This is a genomic window from Nonomuraea sp. JJY05 (assembly GCF_043496855.1).
Lineage (GTDB): Bacteria > Actinomycetota > Actinomycetes > Streptosporangiales > Streptosporangiaceae > Nonomuraea.
In genome coordinates, this window is the sequence record NZ_JBIEIS010000063.1 from 1 (window position 1) to 15,560 (window position 15,560).

At 72.7% G+C, this 15,560-nt stretch carries 14 protein-coding genes; 6 read left to right on the forward strand and 8 right to left on the reverse strand.

What is annotated here, in order from left to right; translation table 11 throughout:
* A partial coding sequence (gene groEL, locus ACFKCF_RS55305) for a chaperonin GroEL (protein ID WP_394504706.1) occupies positions 1–1,074 on the reverse strand: 1,074 nt, incomplete at its 3' end.
* A gap of 192 nt (positions 1,075–1,266) precedes the next feature.
* On the opposite strand from groEL, the gene ACFKCF_RS55310 reads away from it, so the two are divergent.
* Entirely contained in the window at positions 1,267–1,878 is a 612-nt protein-coding gene (locus ACFKCF_RS55310) for a TetR/AcrR family transcriptional regulator (RefSeq protein ID WP_394504708.1), read from the forward strand.
* Between the two features lie 134 nt (positions 1,879–2,012).
* On the opposite strand, the gene ACFKCF_RS55315 is transcribed toward ACFKCF_RS55310, so the two are convergent.
* The 5 genes from ACFKCF_RS55315 to ACFKCF_RS55335 all read right to left on the reverse strand — a co-directional run bounded on the left by ACFKCF_RS55315 (position 2,013) and on the right by ACFKCF_RS55335 (position 6,037).
* Entirely contained in the window at positions 2,013–3,500 is a 1,488-nt protein-coding gene (locus ACFKCF_RS55315; protein WP_394504710.1) for an MFS transporter, read from the reverse strand.
* 126 nt (positions 3,501–3,626) lie between these two features.
* Entirely contained in the window at positions 3,627–4,178 is a 552-nt protein-coding gene (locus tag ACFKCF_RS55320; protein WP_394504711.1) for a TetR/AcrR family transcriptional regulator, read from the reverse strand.
* 230 nt (positions 4,179–4,408) lie between these two features.
* Positions 4,409–4,999, reverse strand: coding sequence for a TetR/AcrR family transcriptional regulator (locus ACFKCF_RS55325; RefSeq protein WP_394504713.1), 591 nt, complete (start codon positions 4,997–4,999; stop codon positions 4,409–4,411).
* A gap of 54 nt (positions 5,000–5,053) precedes the next feature.
* Positions 5,054–5,224, reverse strand: coding sequence for a hypothetical protein (locus ACFKCF_RS55330; protein WP_394504715.1), 171 nt, complete (start codon positions 5,222–5,224; stop codon positions 5,054–5,056).
* Between the two features lie 90 nt (positions 5,225–5,314).
* Positions 5,315–6,037, reverse strand: a complete 723-nt coding sequence (locus tag ACFKCF_RS55335) for a MerR family transcriptional regulator (protein ID WP_394504716.1) — start codon at positions 6,035–6,037, stop codon at positions 5,315–5,317.
* A 236-nt stretch (positions 6,038–6,273) separates the two neighbouring features.
* Between ACFKCF_RS55335 and ACFKCF_RS55340 the strand changes: the two genes are divergently transcribed.
* From ACFKCF_RS55340 to ACFKCF_RS55360, 5 genes are all read left to right on the forward strand, one after another.
* The gene (locus tag ACFKCF_RS55340; protein WP_394504718.1) at positions 6,274–7,494 is read left to right on the forward strand and encodes an MFS transporter; all 1,221 of its coding nucleotides are present in this window, start codon (positions 6,274–6,276) and stop codon (positions 7,492–7,494) included.
* A gap of 112 nt (positions 7,495–7,606) precedes the next feature.
* On the forward strand, positions 7,607–10,465 hold the full coding sequence (locus tag ACFKCF_RS55345) for an AAA family ATPase (RefSeq protein ID WP_394504720.1): 2,859 nt from the start codon (positions 7,607–7,609) through the stop codon (positions 10,463–10,465).
* Positions 10,466–10,513: 48 nt separating this feature from the next.
* Positions 10,514–11,509, forward strand: a complete 996-nt coding sequence (locus tag ACFKCF_RS55350; RefSeq protein WP_394504721.1) for an alpha/beta hydrolase — start codon at positions 10,514–10,516, stop codon at positions 11,507–11,509.
* Positions 11,510–11,578: 69 nt separating this feature from the next.
* The gene (locus ACFKCF_RS55355; RefSeq protein WP_394504724.1) at positions 11,579–12,535 is read left to right on the forward strand and encodes an alpha/beta hydrolase; all 957 of its coding nucleotides are present in this window, start codon (positions 11,579–11,581) and stop codon (positions 12,533–12,535) included.
* A 41-nt stretch (positions 12,536–12,576) separates the two neighbouring features.
* Positions 12,577–13,302, forward strand: a complete 726-nt coding sequence (locus tag ACFKCF_RS55360) for an alpha/beta fold hydrolase (protein ID WP_394504726.1) — start codon at positions 12,577–12,579, stop codon at positions 13,300–13,302.
* A gap of 21 nt (positions 13,303–13,323) precedes the next feature.
* Here the strand turns inward: ACFKCF_RS55360 and ACFKCF_RS55365 are convergent, their stop codons facing one another.
* Both ACFKCF_RS55365 and ACFKCF_RS55370 read right to left on the reverse strand, forming a co-directional pair.
* Complete coding sequence (locus tag ACFKCF_RS55365; RefSeq protein ID WP_394504728.1) at positions 13,324–14,184, reverse strand: LysR family transcriptional regulator; 861 nt, start codon at positions 14,182–14,184, stop codon at positions 13,324–13,326.
* A gap of 112 nt (positions 14,185–14,296) precedes the next feature.
* Positions 14,297–15,541 (reverse strand): NAD(P)/FAD-dependent oxidoreductase, encoded by a 1,245-nt coding sequence (locus tag ACFKCF_RS55370; protein ID WP_394504729.1) that lies wholly within the window; start codon positions 15,539–15,541, stop codon positions 14,297–14,299.
* Positions 15,542–15,560 lie beyond the last annotated feature (19 nt).

Sequence of the window (15,560 nt, forward strand, 5' to 3'; positions counted from 1 at the left end):
GTCGGAGTCGGTGCGCTCGATCTCGGCGCGGATCTCGTTGACCCGGCCGGAGATCTGCTCGGCGTCACCGGCGCCGTCGACGATCGTCGTCTCGTCCTTGGTCACCACGACCTTGCGGGCGCGCCCGAGCAGGTCGAGGGCGGCGTTCTCGAGCTTGAGACCGACCTCCTCGGCGATGACCTGGCCACCGGTCAGGATGGCGATGTCCTGCAGCATCGCCTTGCGGCGGTCGCCGAAGCCGGGAGCCTTGACCGCGACCGACCGGAAGACGCCCTTCATCTTGTTGACGATCAAGGTGGCCAGGGCCTCGCCCTCGACGTCCTCGGCGATGAGCAGCAGCGGCCTGCCCGACTGGACGACCTTGTCGAACAGCGGCAGCGCGTCCCTGTTGGCGGAGATCTTGCCGTTCACGACCGCGACGTACGGGTCGTCCAGGACGGCTTCGAGCCGGTCGGAGTCGGTGATGAAGAGCGGGGCGATGAACCCCTTGTCGAAGCGCATGCCCTCGGTGAGCTCGAGCTCCAGGCCGAAGGTGTTGCTCTCCTCGACGGTGATGACGCCTTCCTTGCCGACCTTGTCCATCGCCTCGGCGATGAGCGAGCCGATCTCGGGGTCGGCGGCGGAGATGGAGGCGGTGGAGGCGATCTGCTCCTTGGTCTCCACATTCTTGGCCAGCTTGGAGAGCTCCTCGCTGACGCGCTCGACGGCGGCCTCGATGCCCTTCTTCAGGGCCATCGGGTTGGCGCCGGCGGCGACGTTGCGCAGACCCTCGCGCACCAGCGCCTGGGCGAGCACGGTGGCGGTGGTGGTGCCGTCACCCGCGACGTCGTCGGTCTTCTTGGCGACCTCCTTGACCAGCTCGGCGCCGATCTTCTCCCACGGGTCCTCGAGCTCGATCTCCTTGGCGATGGAGACACCGTCGTTGGTGATCGTGGGGGCGCCCCACTTCTTCTCCAGCACGACGTTGCGGCCCTTGGGACCCAAGGTCACCTTGACGGCGTCGGCGAGCTGGTTCATACCGCGCTCGAGACCGCGACGGGCGTCCTCGTCGAACGAAATCATCTTCGAAGCCATGCTCTCTCTCCTGCTCACGATGGGGGTTTGCCGGGACGGCGCCCGCGACGGACGGCCCGCGGGCACGCGGACCTCGCCGTCCCGGCGGTTGGCACTCTCCAGGGGCGAGTGCCAGGCGTCCCCCGCACTTTACCCACAACTTGCGCGCCACGCACATAGTGCGCGGTACGCAATATCGGATAGAGTCATTCCATGAACGACGACGCCGTGGACCTCCGGGCCCGCAACAGACAGGCCACCCGGGAGGCGATCGGCCATGCCGCTCTGCGCCTGGCCATCGAGCAGGGGCCCCACGGGCTGGCCCTCGTCCGCGTCCATGACATCGCCACGGCCGCGGGCGTCTCTCCTCGCACGTACAACAACTACTTCTCCAGCAGGGAGGAGGCGATCTGCGCCTTCCACGCCGACCAGGCCAGGCGCGCGGGGCAGGCGCTGCGGGACAGGCCCGCAGGCGAGCCGCTCGACCAGGCCGTCATCGCAGCCGTGGTCGAGCTCTACACCGACCCCGAGCCCGACCGGGCCGGGCTGCGCATGATCATGTCGACGCCGGAGCTGGAGGGGGAGGCGCTGAAGACGTTCACCATGGCGGAGGGGCCGCTCGCCGAGGCGATCGCGGCGCGTACCGGCCTCGATCCCGGGCGCGACCTGTTCCCCGCCGTCGTGGCCGCCGCGGTGGCCGGCGCCATCCGGGTGGCGGGGCGGCGCTGGCTGGAGCCCGGCAACACCGACTCGTTCGCGGCCATCCTGCGCCGCGCCCTGTCCGTCGTCCTGCCCACCGCGCCGCCCGAAGGACTGGGCGGATAGGGGCGCTCAACCCTGCGCCCAAGCCTGGCCGACCGGGCGCAGGGGCGCTCAGCGCCGCGCCGAAACCGGGTCCAATCGGGCTTAGGGGCACTTAGTGCCGCGCCGAGGGCTGGTCCCGCTGGGCGGAAGGGCGCTCAGTGCTGCGCCGAGGCCAGGTCCAGCCGGGCGGGGGTGCGCCACCAGACGGCCACGGCCGCCAGCAGCATGAGGACGCCGCCGTACAGGCTGGTCGTCCGCAGTGATTCGGTGAAGGCGAGCATGGCCTGGGCGGCCAGGTCGGAGGTGCCGAGCGCGCGGGCGGCCGCCAGCGCTCCGCCGAGCGACTCGCGGACCGCGTCGGTGGCTCCTTCTGGGAGCTGGGCCCGGTAGAGGGCGGCGGCCAGGCTGCCCAGCACCGCGACGCCGAAGGTGCCGCCGATCTCGTACGAGGTCTCCTCGATGGCGGCCGCGCTGCCCGCCTTGTCCGCCGGGGCGCCCGACATGATCACGGCGGAGGCGATGGCCAGCGAGCCCATGCCCGCTCCGATCAGCAGGATCGACACGGCCACCCACAGGTAGGTCGTCGGGGCGACCCAGAGCACCACGAAGCCGAGCGCGCCGATCACCAGGCCGCCGGCCAGCACCGTGCGCGCGCCGATCCGGGCGGCCAGGGCCGGCGCCAGCGGCGAGAGGACCGCGGCGCCGACCGCCATGGGCAGCATGGCCAGGCCCGTCTGCAGCGGCGAGTAACCCTGGACCAGCTGGGCCCACTGGACCATGAGCAGCATCATGCCCGCCATGGCGATCGAGGTGGTGAAGGCGGCCACGGTGCCGGAGGCGAAGGCGCCGCCGCGGAACAGCCGGATCTCCAGGAGGGGGTCGGAGCGGCGCAGGCATCGGCGTACGAACCAGGTCAGAGTGATCGCGGCCAGGACGGTCGCGGCGGCGGTCCAGGCGTCCAGGCCCTCGGTGGCCACGTGCTTGATGGCGTAGACCAGGGCGATCATGCCGACCATCGACAGCACCGTGCCCAGGGCGTCCCAGCGGCCCGGGTGGGGGTTGCGCGACTCGGGCAGCAGGAGCAGCCCGGTGACGACGGCGACGGCCATGATCGGTACGTTCACCAGGAACGCGGCGTGCCAGCTGAAGGCCTCCAGCAGCAGCCCGCCCACGATCGGGCCGAGCGCGCCGCCCACCGCCGCCATCGCGGCCCACACGCCCAGCGCGGTGGCCCGCTCGCGGGCGTCGGTGAACAGATTGCGGATCATCGACAGGGTCGACGGCATGATCGTCGCGCCGCCGACGCCGAGCAGCGCCCGTACGGCGATCACCTCGGCCGGGCTGTCGGCCCACAGCACGGCGACGGAGGCCAGGCCGAAGAGGGCGAAGCCTACGATGAGCATGCGCTTGCGCCCCCAGCGGTCGCCCAGCGCGCTGACGGCCACCAGCAGGCCCGCCACGACCAGGGAGTAGATGTCGATCATCCACAGCAGTTCGACCGCGCCCGGCCGGAGATCGGCTGAGATCTCCGGGAGTGCCACGTTGAGGATGGTCATGTCCATCGTGATCAGCAACAGGCTGGCCGACAGGACGGCCAGCGCCGCCCAGCGTTTGGGGTTCAGCTCGGTCATCGTGTTCGTCATGAGGGTCCTCCGAAAAAGGGGTGGGGCGCAGGGTCACGCGGCTGACCCCGGCGACCTGGGGTGATGCCGGTCGTCGGGGTGGCTGGGCACGCATGGGGGTGGAGGACGCCTGCTCGGGCTCCTGCTTCAGCCGGCGTCGGCGTCCTCCGCCGCCACCAGCTTGCGCAGGCGGTCGTGGAGAGCCTGCTCAACCGGCTCCGGCAGAGGGGTCGTGCTCGTGGCCCGCCACAGCCACAGCCCGTCGACGGCCAGCTGGGCCAGGAGCAGGTCGATGTCGTGAGGGTCGGTCGAGGTGGGCGGCGGGGTCCAGCGGGCGATGAGGTCGTCCCACACCTCGGCCAGCTCAGGCGTGGTGACCGACTCGACCATGAATGCCAGCTCCGCCTTGCTCGCCGAACCGTGCGCGCCCACCCGTACGTAGGCCTCGACAGCCTCCTGCGGGGACGCCTCCGCCAGCGGTTTGCCCAGCTCGGCGACGAGCTGCGCCTCCCACGCGTCGGTCAGATGCCTCTGGATCGCCACCAGCAGCTCGTCGCGCGTGCGGAAGTGGTACATGAGCCCGCCCTTGGTCACTCCGGCCTCCTCGGCCGCCGACTCCAGCGTCAGGGCGGTGATGCCGTCGCGCTCCGTCACGCGGATGGCGGCGTCCAGGATCCGGGTCCTCTGGCTCGGTCGCATACGCGTAACTATACCATCCAGAAGGTACAGTTACTGGCCGACACAGCAGCCCTGACCGACACCATGCGCGCTCCGGCGCGGGCTCGGGCGAGGTGCGGGCTCGGGCGAGGTGCGGGCTCGGGCGAGGTGCGGGCTCGGGCGAGGTGCGGGCTCGGGCGAGGTGCGGGCTCGGGCGAGGTGCAGGGTCGGGCAGTCGGGGCTGGGGCGGGCGGTCGCGGCGGGGGGCGAGGTCAGCTGGGGCGCAGGGCCTTGAGGGTGAGGTCGACGAGGGCGTCGGCGTACTCGGGGGTGAGCGGGCCCGAGCGGTGCAGCCAGCGCTGGAACAAGGGGGCGTACAGAAGCTCCAGGGCCAGGTCGAGATCGGCGTCCTCAGCGATCTGACCCGCGCGCTGCGCGCTGCGCAGCCGGACCTTCTTGGCCTCGTCGACCGGCCCCGCCAGCTTCTCGCGATATTGGGCGGCGAGGTCGGGGTCGTTGATGATCTCCATGTTGAGCGCCCTGATCGGCGCCTCGAACCCCGGGTCGGCGAACTCGGCCACCGTCGCCCGCATCACCAGCTTGAGATCGGCCTCGATGTCGCCCGTGTCGGGCAGCGCGATGCCGTCACCGACCTGGCTGAGGGCGAGAAAGGCGTCGAAGATCACCGCTCCCTTGGAACGCCACCAGCGGTAGATCGTCTGCTTGCCGACGCCCGCGCGGGCGGCGATGGCCTCGATCGAGACCTTGGCGTATCCCATTTCGGAGACCAGCTCGCGGGCCGCTTCGAGAACGGCCTGCCGGGAGCGCTCACTGCGGCGGGCGGGGTCGGGGCGCTTGGACATGTGGTTCAGCATAGCAGGCAGACGAGACGACACGTTCCGTCTCGGTTTACAGTTTCACAGCGAGCGTACCCACTCCAGCCGCTCCACGGCGACGAACCGGCCGAGCAGCCCGCCCGCCGAGTGGCAGACCAGGTGCGCGCTCGGCAGGCCGTGGGCGTCCATTCGTGGACGGCCACCCCGCCGACCTGACGGCTGGGCGAAATCGGCCACATCGACCAGCACCATGAGCGCTCCGAGGCCCTCGGGTTCAGTCAGTCGGGGTCTGGGACGTCATATCGATGCCGGCCGAGCGCATTCCCGCCTCGACCAACTCGGTCAGCCGAGCCCAGGCCGGCTTCTGCTCTTGTCCGTGGTGGCCGAGCAGGCTGTAGCGGATCGCGGCGTCGGCGCGGGCCTGGAGTCCGGCCGGGACGGGCAGCAGCGAGGGATGGGCGAGACAGTAGTCGGCCAGGCCTGTGGCGAGCTCGTCAAGCCGGGGTCGTCCGGCTCCCACTCGGCGGCACGCCACATGCGCTTGATCAAGGAGACGTCCCGAGGGTCGTCGAGGGCGCGCTCGACGCGGGAGACGTGGTCGTCGAAGCCCTCCGGCGCCAGGGCCCTGATCAGCACCAGGCCCTCCCGGGCCATCGTCACGTCGTCCGGGGTGAAGCCGAACTCGGCGGCGGCCTTGTCCAGCTTCGCGAGAACGCCGTCGGGCGGCAGGGCGCGGTCGCCGGTGGCGAGCCGGCGCAGCATGTCACGCCGCGCGATCAGATCGTCGATCCGATCGTTGAGGCGCCGTTCGACGTCGGCGAGCGCGGCGGCGAACCGGTCAGGATCGGCGTCGAGTATCGCCCTGATCTCGGCCAGCGGCACGCCGGCCGCGGCCAGCGTACGGATCTGGAGCAGCCGCAGCGGGTCGGCCGATCCGTAGCGCCGGTAGCCGGAGTGGTCGCGGCGGGGCTCGTCGATCAGGCCGTGCTTGTGGTAGTGCCGCACGGTCTTCACCGTGACGCCGGCGAAGGACGCCGCCTGGCCGATCGTGATGCCGTCCGTCATCTGCTCAGCGGGCCTCGTGATCGTGGGGTGCCGGCGAGTTCGCGCACGGCGTCCGCGACGGCACGGAAGTCGCGTGACCGTGCGTCTCGGAAGCTGTCGGCTCATCTCATTCGGAGATGACAGTCATCGCCGATCATCGCTTTCGGAGAGGAAGGGTGAGCGCGGGCCGGCTGTTGGACGCGACACGAGGGATCCCGAAGCCCTCGATGAACCGCTTCCGTTCATGAGAGGTTCCTGTGACCGCTTCCGTCCAACCCCAGACCGGCCGGCAGATCGCGTCGCCGGCGGCCGCGCCATCAGGCTGGCTCGTCGCGCTCCTGGCCGTCGCCACCGGAATGACCGTCGCCAACCTGTACTACGCGCAGCCACTGCTGTCCGCGCTGAGCGCGTACTTCACGATCGGCACCGCCGCCGCCGGCGGGCTGATCACCGCCACCCAGATCGGCTACGTGGCGGGCATGCTGTTCCTCGTCCCGCTGGGCGACCGCGTCGAGAAGCGCCGGCTGGTCACGATCCTGCTGTCGGTCACCACACTGGCGCTGCTGGTGGCGGGGACCGCTACGAGCTTCCCGATCCTGCTGGCCGCCTCACTGATCGCGGGCGGCACCTCGGTCGTCGCCCAGATCCTCGTCCCCTTCGCCGCGAGCCTCGCCCCCGACCACGCCCGCGGGCGCGTCGTCGGCCGGGTGATGAGCGGCCTGCTCACCGGCATCCTGCTGTCGCGCACCCTGAGCAGCCTGGTCTCCCAGGCCGCCGGTTGGCGCGTGGTGTTCCTGGGCTCGGCCGTGCTGATGGCCGTGCTGGCACTGGCGCTGCGCTCGGCCCTCCCCCGCCACGCCCCCAGCACGAACGCGTCGTACGCCCGGCTGCTGCACTCCATGGTGCTGCTGGTGCGCACGCACCCGGCGCTGGTACGGCGCGGCCTGTACCAGGCGGCGATGTTCGGCGCGTTCAGCGCCTTCTGGACCACGGTCTCGTTCGTGCTGACCGGCCCCGGCTTCCACTACTCGGGCTTCGGGGTGGGTATGTTCGCCCTGGTGGGAGCGGCCGGAGCGGCCGTGGCCCCGTTCGCGGGACACTGGGCTGACCGCGGGCTGGTGCGCCCGATGACCGCCGCGGCGATCGCCGCCGCCGCACTGGCGTCCGGGCTCGCCGGACTCGGCCGGCACAACATCCTCCTGCTGGCCGTCGCCGCCGTCCTGCTCGACATGGCCGTGCAGACCACGCTCATCCTCGGCCAGCACACCATCTACCGGCTGGACGCCGGCGCACGGGCACGGCTCAACAGCGTCTACATCGCCACGTTCTTCGCCGGAGGCGCCTTCGGCTCCCAAGCCGGCTCGATCATCTACCACGCCTACGGCTGGACCGGCGTCACCGTCCTGGGTGCCGCGCTGCCCGTCCTCGCCCTGCTCTACTGGGCCACCGAAGGCCGCGCCAGTGCCCGCACCGCGTGACGGTCACGCGGCACGAAAATCGCCCAAAGCATCAGTAACTGGCAGAATAAGGCCGCCTGCCTGGAGAGCCGGTCGAAGGCGCGGTGGGCATCGGTACGACGGGGGACACACCATGGATGAGCCGATGGTCGCCGCCGGTCGGGGTTCTTCCTGGCCGGGGGTGCGCATCGACGGCGCAGGCGAGGGACGCGGGACCCCGCGGCCGGCCGGCCCCACCGCGGCGGCGCTGGTAGGCAGGAAGGCCGAGATCGCCCACATCCTGGACGCGATCGACGGGGACCGGAGCGAGCCGCGGACGATGCTGCTGCTCGGGGAGGCCGGTACGGGGAAGACGGCGCTGCTGGCGGCCGCGGCCGAGCACGCGCGCGGGATCGGAAGCCTGGTGCTGACCTCGCGCGGCTGTGAGGCCGAGGTGGAGCAGTCGTTCGCCGCCCTGCACCAGTTGCTGCTTCCGCTGCTGCCCGAGACGGGCGATCTTCCCGAACACCAGCAGGAGGCGCTGAAGGCGGCGTTCGGGATCGTCGCCACCACCCGGCAGCACGACCCGATGCCGCTGCGCCTGGGAGTCCTGAACCTCCTGGCCGGCGTCTCCCGGCGCCGGCCCATCCTGCTGATCGCCGACGACGCGCAGCACTTCGACCGCGACTCGCGCGACGTCCTCGGTTTCGTGATGCGCCGCCTGGCGGCCCACGCCGTGACGGTGCTGCTCGCGGCACGGGGCCACACGCCTCCGGACGGCCTCAATCCGGACCTGCCCGTGCTGACCCTGGCGCCGCTGAGCCGCCGGGCGGCCGCGCACCTGCTGGACGCCCAGCCGGAGCCGCCCACCGGCCGGGCCCGGACCGACCTGCTCCAGCAGGCCGCCGGAAACCCCCTGGCCATCATCGAACTGTCCCGAGCCGTACGGGCGGGGCAGACGGTGCCCGGCGGCGGGCTGCCGCAGACCCTGCGCATCCAGGAGATGTTCGCCGCCCGGTTGCGCGCCCTGCCGGCCGGCACCCAGCGGCTGATCCTCTACGCGGCCGCCTCGTCGGACCACGAGGACCTGGAGACCATCATGGCCGCGGCGCGAGCCGGATCTGATCTCGGGGTGTGGGCGCCCGCGGAGGACGCCGGTCTCATCACCGTCGCGGGCGGCCGGGTCGCCTTCCGGCATCCGCTCGTGCGTACGGCCTCGTACGACGGAGCGCCGGCGCACCTGCGCCGGCAGGCGCACACCGACCTCGCGGCCGTCCTCGACGCCGATCCCGCGCGCCGGGCCTGGCACCTGGCCGCCGCGTGCCTGCGGCAGGACGAGTCCGTCGCGGCGGCGCTTGAGGACACCGCGGAGCTCGCCGAACGGCGTGGCGGCTTCTTCGCGGCGGCACGGGCGCTGGAACGGGCCGCCGAGTGCAGCCCGGACGCCGCGGACCGGGCACGGCGGTATGCCAAGGCGCTGCGAGCCGCCCAGAACGCCGGCGACCCCTCGTGGGTACGCGAGCTGTACGACAAGGTCACCGCGCTGACCGCAGACCGGGACCTGCTGGGCGTCGCGGCCTGCGGCGCCGGCATCGCCCTGTCGCTGTCCGGCCACCAGCGGCAGGGGTTCCAGGTGCTGATGAGCGCGCTGGAGCCGGATCCGCCCAAGGACGGCATGACGGTGCTCGCCATGGCCGCCGTGCTCCAGGCGGTCGCCTTCCAGTCCGGCCTGCCCGAGGTGAGGCGGCCGATCGCGACCCTGCTCGACGGGCTCGAGGCGGGAAGCCACGACACGCCCTACTCCGAGCTGACGACGAGCGAGGCCTTCGAGGCGGTCCGGTCGGTGGCCCTGGCCGGGGCCGACCCCGTCCACGCCCCCGAGCTGTTGCGGCGGATCCGCCGCCGGCACGGCACGCCGGAGCCGCCGGCCGGCCTCGCGGACATGACCCACCTGCACGCGACCGGCGCGATCGCCTGGTACGCCGACGAGTCCGAACTGTGCGTGGAGTCCTTCCGGCAGGCCTACGCCCTGCTCACCGCGTACGGCTCCATGGGCAACGCCGCGCCCACGCTCGCGGCGATGGGCTCGGCCCTGATCGACACCGGACGGTGGGCGGAGGCCGAGGAGCATCTGGAGGAGACCGCGACGCTGGCGGCCGTTCAGAAGCTGAGGCATCTGGAGATCGACGTCGAGGCGCTGCGGGCGACCCTGCGAGCCCTGCGCGGGCAGCCCGACGACATGCCGGCCGACCCCGCCTGGACGGCCGTCGGCCTGGAGGAGAACCGTGCCACCCATGCCCGCCTGCTGCGCGCCGCCGGCACGAGCGCCGCGGCCGCGGGGGACTTCGACGGGGCGTTCCGCCACTTCCGGCCGCTGTTCGGCGAGGACGGCGTACCCCTGCACTATTTCCTGTCACCCCGGTCGGTCGTCGACCTGGCCGCGGCCGCCCAGCGGACGGGCCGGCAGGAGGAGGGGGCGCGCGTCGTCGCGGCGGTGCGCGCCGCGCTGGGCGAACGCCCGACGACCCGGATGACGCTGCTCGTGCACCACGCCGCCGCCCTGACCGGTGACCCCAAGGACGCCGAGCACCACTTCCGCCTCGCCACGGTGAACCCGGCGGGGGAACAGTGGCCGCTGGCCCGCGCGCAGGCCCGGCTCCACTACGCGCAGTGGCTGCGCAGGACACGGCGGCCCCTGGACGCCCGCCCGCTCCTGGCCACGGCGCTGGAGTCGTTCACCCGGCTCGGCGCCCAGGGCCTGGCCGACGAGGCGCGCGTGGAACTGCGGGCCAGCGGCGTCGCCGCCGCGCCCACCCAGGCGGACCCGCTGGCGGAGCTGACCGCCCAGCAGCGCCAGATCGTACGGCTGGCGGCGCGGGGACTGCGCAACCGGGAGATCGCCGAGCAGCTCATGCTGTCTCCCCGCACGGTCGGCTCCCACCTCTACAACGTCTATCCGAAGCTGGGCGTCAGCAGCCGTCACCAGCTCCGCGATCTCTTCGACGACCTGTGACCACCTGCGCGTACGATCGGCACACTCGGCGAGCGAAAGGCAAGGGACGTGGGAACTGACCCCGCCACGGACGGCGGCGCCTGCGAGGGGCCGGCCGTCGTCCTCGATCCCCTGGTCCAGAGGCTCGTCGACGCCTCGTCGGCACCGCCGTACCTGCACCAGCTCGGCCCGGTCGACGGCCGGCAGGCGCTGCTGGAGACCCAGGACCACCAGCGCGACGACTTCGACGTGGCGGCCGAGTTCCAGGTGGCGCCGGTGGGGCCGTCCGGGCTCGCCGGCTTCTGGGTGTTCCGGCCGGCCCGCCCGGCCCGTCCTCTCCCGGTGGTCGTCTACGTCCACGGGGGGCGCTGGATGCTCGGCGACGCGCGGACCCACGCCCGGATGATCTGCGAGCTCGCCGCCGCCAGCGACGCCGCGTTCGTGGTCCCCGAGTACACCCGCACGCCCGAGGCACGCTATCCGGTCGCCGTCGAGGAGTCGTACGCGGTGCTGACCTGGGTGGCCGAGCACGGCGCCGACCTGGAGCTGGACGGCCGGAGGCTGGCGGTCGCCGGCGACTGCGCGGGCGCCACCATGGCCACGGCGCTCACCATGATGGCCAAGCGGCGCGGCGGGCCGCGCATCCGGGCCCAGCTGCTCTACTACCCGATGACCGACCCGCGCTGCGACACCGGCTCGCAGCGGCAGTTCGCCTCCGGCTATCTCCTGACCCGCGCGGCGCTGGAGTGGTACTGGCAGCAGTACACCGACGACGAGCACGAACGCGCCGAACCCGTCGCCGCGCCGGCGCGGGCGACCACGGCGGACCTCGCGGGGCTGCCGCCGGCCCTGATCGTCTCCGCGGAGGCCGACGTCGTCCGGGACGAGGGCGAGCAGTACGGGCGCCGGCTGCTGGAGGCGGGCGTGCCCGTCACCGCGGTCCGCTACCTCGGCACCGTCCACGACTTCGCGTCGCTCAACCCGGTGCGGGACAGCCCGCCGGCGCTGGCCGCCGTCCGGCAGGGTGGCCTCTTCCTCAAGGACGCCCTGGCGGCCCGGCACTGACCCGTCCTGACCACAAGAGCAGTCAACTTACTGATGCGTCCCGGCGGCCGGGTTGCAATGCTGACCGGTATGTCCGATATCAAGCCCGTCCTCGAAGAGGCCGCACAGGCGTTCGCCGAGGCCACCAAGAACCCGCCGTTCCTCTACGACCTCGGCCCGGTCGAGGGACGCAAGGCCGTCGACGCCGTCCAGGACGGCGACGTCCCCGTGCCGGACGCCGACGTCGAGGACCTCACCATCTCCGGCGGCCCGTCGGGCGAGGTCTCCGTCCGGATCTTCCGGCCGGCCGGCGCCCAGGGCACCCTGCCCGTCATCCTGTACGTCCACGGCGCCGGCTGGGTGTTCGGCAACGCCCACACCCATGACCGGCTCGTCCGCGAGCTCACCGTACGGGCCCAGGCCGCGACGGTCTTCGTGAACTACAGCCTCTCCCCGGAGGCGAAGTACCCCACCGCGATCGAGGAGATCTACGCCGCGCTGCAGTGGATCTCCGAGCACGGGGCCGAGCACGACCTCGACCCGGCCCGCATCGCGGTGGCCGGCGACTCGGTCGGCGGCAACATGACCGCGGCGACCACCATCCTGGCCAAGCGGCGCAACGGGCCGAAGCTGGCCGCGCAGCTGCTGTTCTACCCGGTCACCGACGCCGACTTCGGCACCGGCTCCTACGAGCAGTTCGCCACCGGTTACTTCCTGAGCCGCGACGGCATGAAGTGGTTCTGGGACCAGTACACGACCGACCCCGCCCAGCGAGCGGAGATCACCGCCTCGCCGCTGCGGGCGAGCCTGGACGAGCTCGCCGGGCTGCCGCCGGCGCTGGTCATCGTGGCCGAGGCCGACGTGCTCCGCGATGAGGGTGAGGCGTACGCCGCCAAGCTGCGCGCCGCCGGCGTGCCGACCACGGCCGTGCGCTACCAGGGGATCATCCACGACTTCGTCATGGTCAACGCGATGCGCGACACCTACGCCGCGAAGGCGGCCACCCAGCAGGGCGGCGAGTTCCTCCGCGACGCCCTGCGCGCGTGAGCGCCCCCGGACCGCGTACCCCTGATCAAGGAGACCTCCCCATGACGGAAAGCACCACCCCCACGGTCGTCCTCGTGCACGGCGCGTTCGCCGACGCCGCCAGCTGGAGCGGTGTCATCGCCGAACTGCAGGAGCACGGCATTCCTGTGGTGGCCCCGCCCAACCCGCTGCGCGGCCTGGCCTCCGACGCGGCGTACATCGCCTCCGTGGCCGCCCAGATCGGCGGCCCCGTCGTGCTGGTCGGCCACTCCTACGGCGGCGCGATCATCACCGTGGCCGGCGCGGCCGCCAATGTGGTCGGCCTCGTCTACGTCGCCGCGTACGTGCTGGAGGACGACGAGAGCCTCGGCGAACTGCAGGGGCGTTTCCCGGAGTCGCCGCTGGGCGCGAACCTGCGGCAGTCGGCCTACCCGGTCGAGGGCGCCGAGCCCGCGGTCGAGCTCACGATCGCTCCCGAGGCGTTCCCGGAGATCTTCGCCGCGGACGTCCCCACCGAGGTCACCAAGGTTCTCGCGGTGGCGCAGCGACCGCTGGCCGCGGCGGCGTTCACCGAGACCGCGGCCACGGCGGCGTGGCGGACCAAGCCCTCCTGGGCCCTCGTCGCCACCGCCGACCAGGCGATCAACCCCGAGGTCCAGCGGTTCGGCGCCAAGCGGGCGGGCGCGACCGCCGTCGAGGTCGAGGGCGCCTCGCACGCCGTCGCGGTGTCCCGTCCCAAGGACGTGGCCGACCTGATCCGCGAGGCGGTCCGGGCCACCTCGGCCTGACGTACCCGCAGGCGGCGGGGATCAGCTGATGTGCCGGAGCAGCGCCGCGACCGCCGGCGGCGCCTCCCCGCGGGGCCGGACCACCATGACCTTCCACCTCGGCGCGTGCTGGGCGAAGCGGTGGACGGTCAGATCCGGGAACCTCGCCGCGATCGACTCCGGCATGATGCAAACGCCCAGGTCGTGGCGGACGAGCTCGGACGCCGCCACGATGTCGTTCACCTCGAACGTGGTGGTGCGCTCGACCAGGGCAGCGCGGAACGCCTGGTCGACCGAGTGCCGGATCGCCCAGCCGGGCGCGAAATCCACCAAGGGCAGGCCGGCCGCGTCGGCGAGCGTCACCGGCCCGTCCCCGGGCAGTTCGCGTCCGGCCGCGCTCACCAGCACCATCTCCTCCCGCGACAGCAGCCGGGTCACCAGGCCCCGCTGCTGCTGGCGGTCCAGCGCGACCACCGCGAGGTCCACGGCGCCCTCGCGCAGCGCCTGCCGGATGTCGACGACCGCGGCCTGCCGCAACCGCACCACGACGCCGGGATGCTCCTCGCGCAACCTGGCCAGCGCGCGATGCAGGTCGGCCCAGACTCCCTGCATCGTGCCGACGGTCACCCGGCCTCGCAGCTGTCCCCGTACGCCGTCGACCGCCGCCCGCGCCTGCTCGGCGGCCCGCAGCGCCGCCCGCGCGGCCGGGATGAATGCCTCACCGGCCGCGGTCAGAGCCACCCGGTGGGTGGTGCGGTCGAACAGCGGAGTCCCCAGGTCGCGCTCCAGCGCGCGTACGGTGCTCGAGACGGCCGACTGGACGACGTGCAGACGCTGTGCCGCCGCCGTGAACCCGCCCTCTTCGGCGACCGCGACGGCCACCTCCATCTGCCGCAGATCCACACGCCCTCCCTGACCATGTCATCTCGACAGGAGATGACACTGCCCATCCATTATCACCTGCTGCGGCGGGCTCGACCGGCGCGTACCGGGGTCGCGGTCACCGCGGGCCGGTTCAGCGGAGGGGGTCGAAGTCGGCCAGGGCAGCGGGTTGCTTGCCGGTGGTGATCTGTTCGGCCAGCAGCCGTCCCGTGATCGGGCCGTGGGCCAGGCCCCACATGCCGTGCCCGCCCGCCACGTAGACCGTGGGAGCCACCGTCGCCCCGATGAGCGGCCGTCCGTCCGGGGTGACGGGGCGGGGCCCCACCCAGACGTCGGTCCGCTCCTCCCAGTGCACGCCCCGCAGCAGCGGACGGGCGGAGGCGATGATGGCCTCCAGCCGGGCGGGCACCCGCGGGGCGTCCGGGTCCCGGAACTCCATGGTGCCCGCCACCCGCAGCCTGCCCTGGTACGGCGTGCACGCCACCCGTACGCCGGGCAGGTAGAGGGGGCCGGGGACGGGATGGTCGACCGGCACGGTGAAGGAGTAGCCACGGCCCGCCCGAACCGGGACGCGCACGCCCCACTGCCGGGCCAGCCGGGGCAGCCACGCGCCGGTGGCGAGCACCACCGCGTCGGCGGACAGGACGGTGCCCTTGGCCGAGCGGACGATCACCTTCCTGTCGTCGGTACGCACGTCGTCGACCTCGACGGCGTACACGGTCGCGCCGCGTCGCATGACGGCCTTGCCCAGGGCGTGCACGAAGGCGCCCGGGTCGACGTAGCGCTGACCGTCGATCCGTACCCCTGCCCTCAGCGCGTCGCCGGCGAGCGGGGCGTGCTCGGTGAGCCGGTCGCCGTCCAGCACGGTGTGGTCGACCCGCTGCCCGACCGCCTGGAGCCTGCGCAGCTCGCGCAGCAGGCCCTGGGCCTGGCGTGGCGTGCGGAACGCGGCCGTGATCGGCGCCGCGACGACCGGGGCCGACACGCCGTCGGCGGCGAGCACCTCGTACGCCTCGACGCATTCGTCGTTGAGCGGCACGTTGGCACGCGCGGCGCGGGTCCAGGACCGCCAGTGGCTGTTGGCGGCGAAGCGGGCCAGGAACCTCCAAAGGCCCGGGTCGAGGCTCGCGGGCACGTGCAGCGGCGCGGCCGGGTTGAGCAGCGAGAGCAGGCCGTAGCGCAGGACGGCGGGCTCGTTCAGCGGGATGGCCAGGCCCGGCGCGATCCATCCGGCGTTGCCCCAGGACGCGCCGGCCGCCACTCCCCCGCGGTCCACCACGTCGACCTGGACGCCGCGTTCCTGCAGGAACCACGCGGTCGACAGGCCCACGATGCCCGCGCCCACCACGATCACCGATCGCGGCCAGTTGCCGACCATGTCCAACCTCCAACGGGAC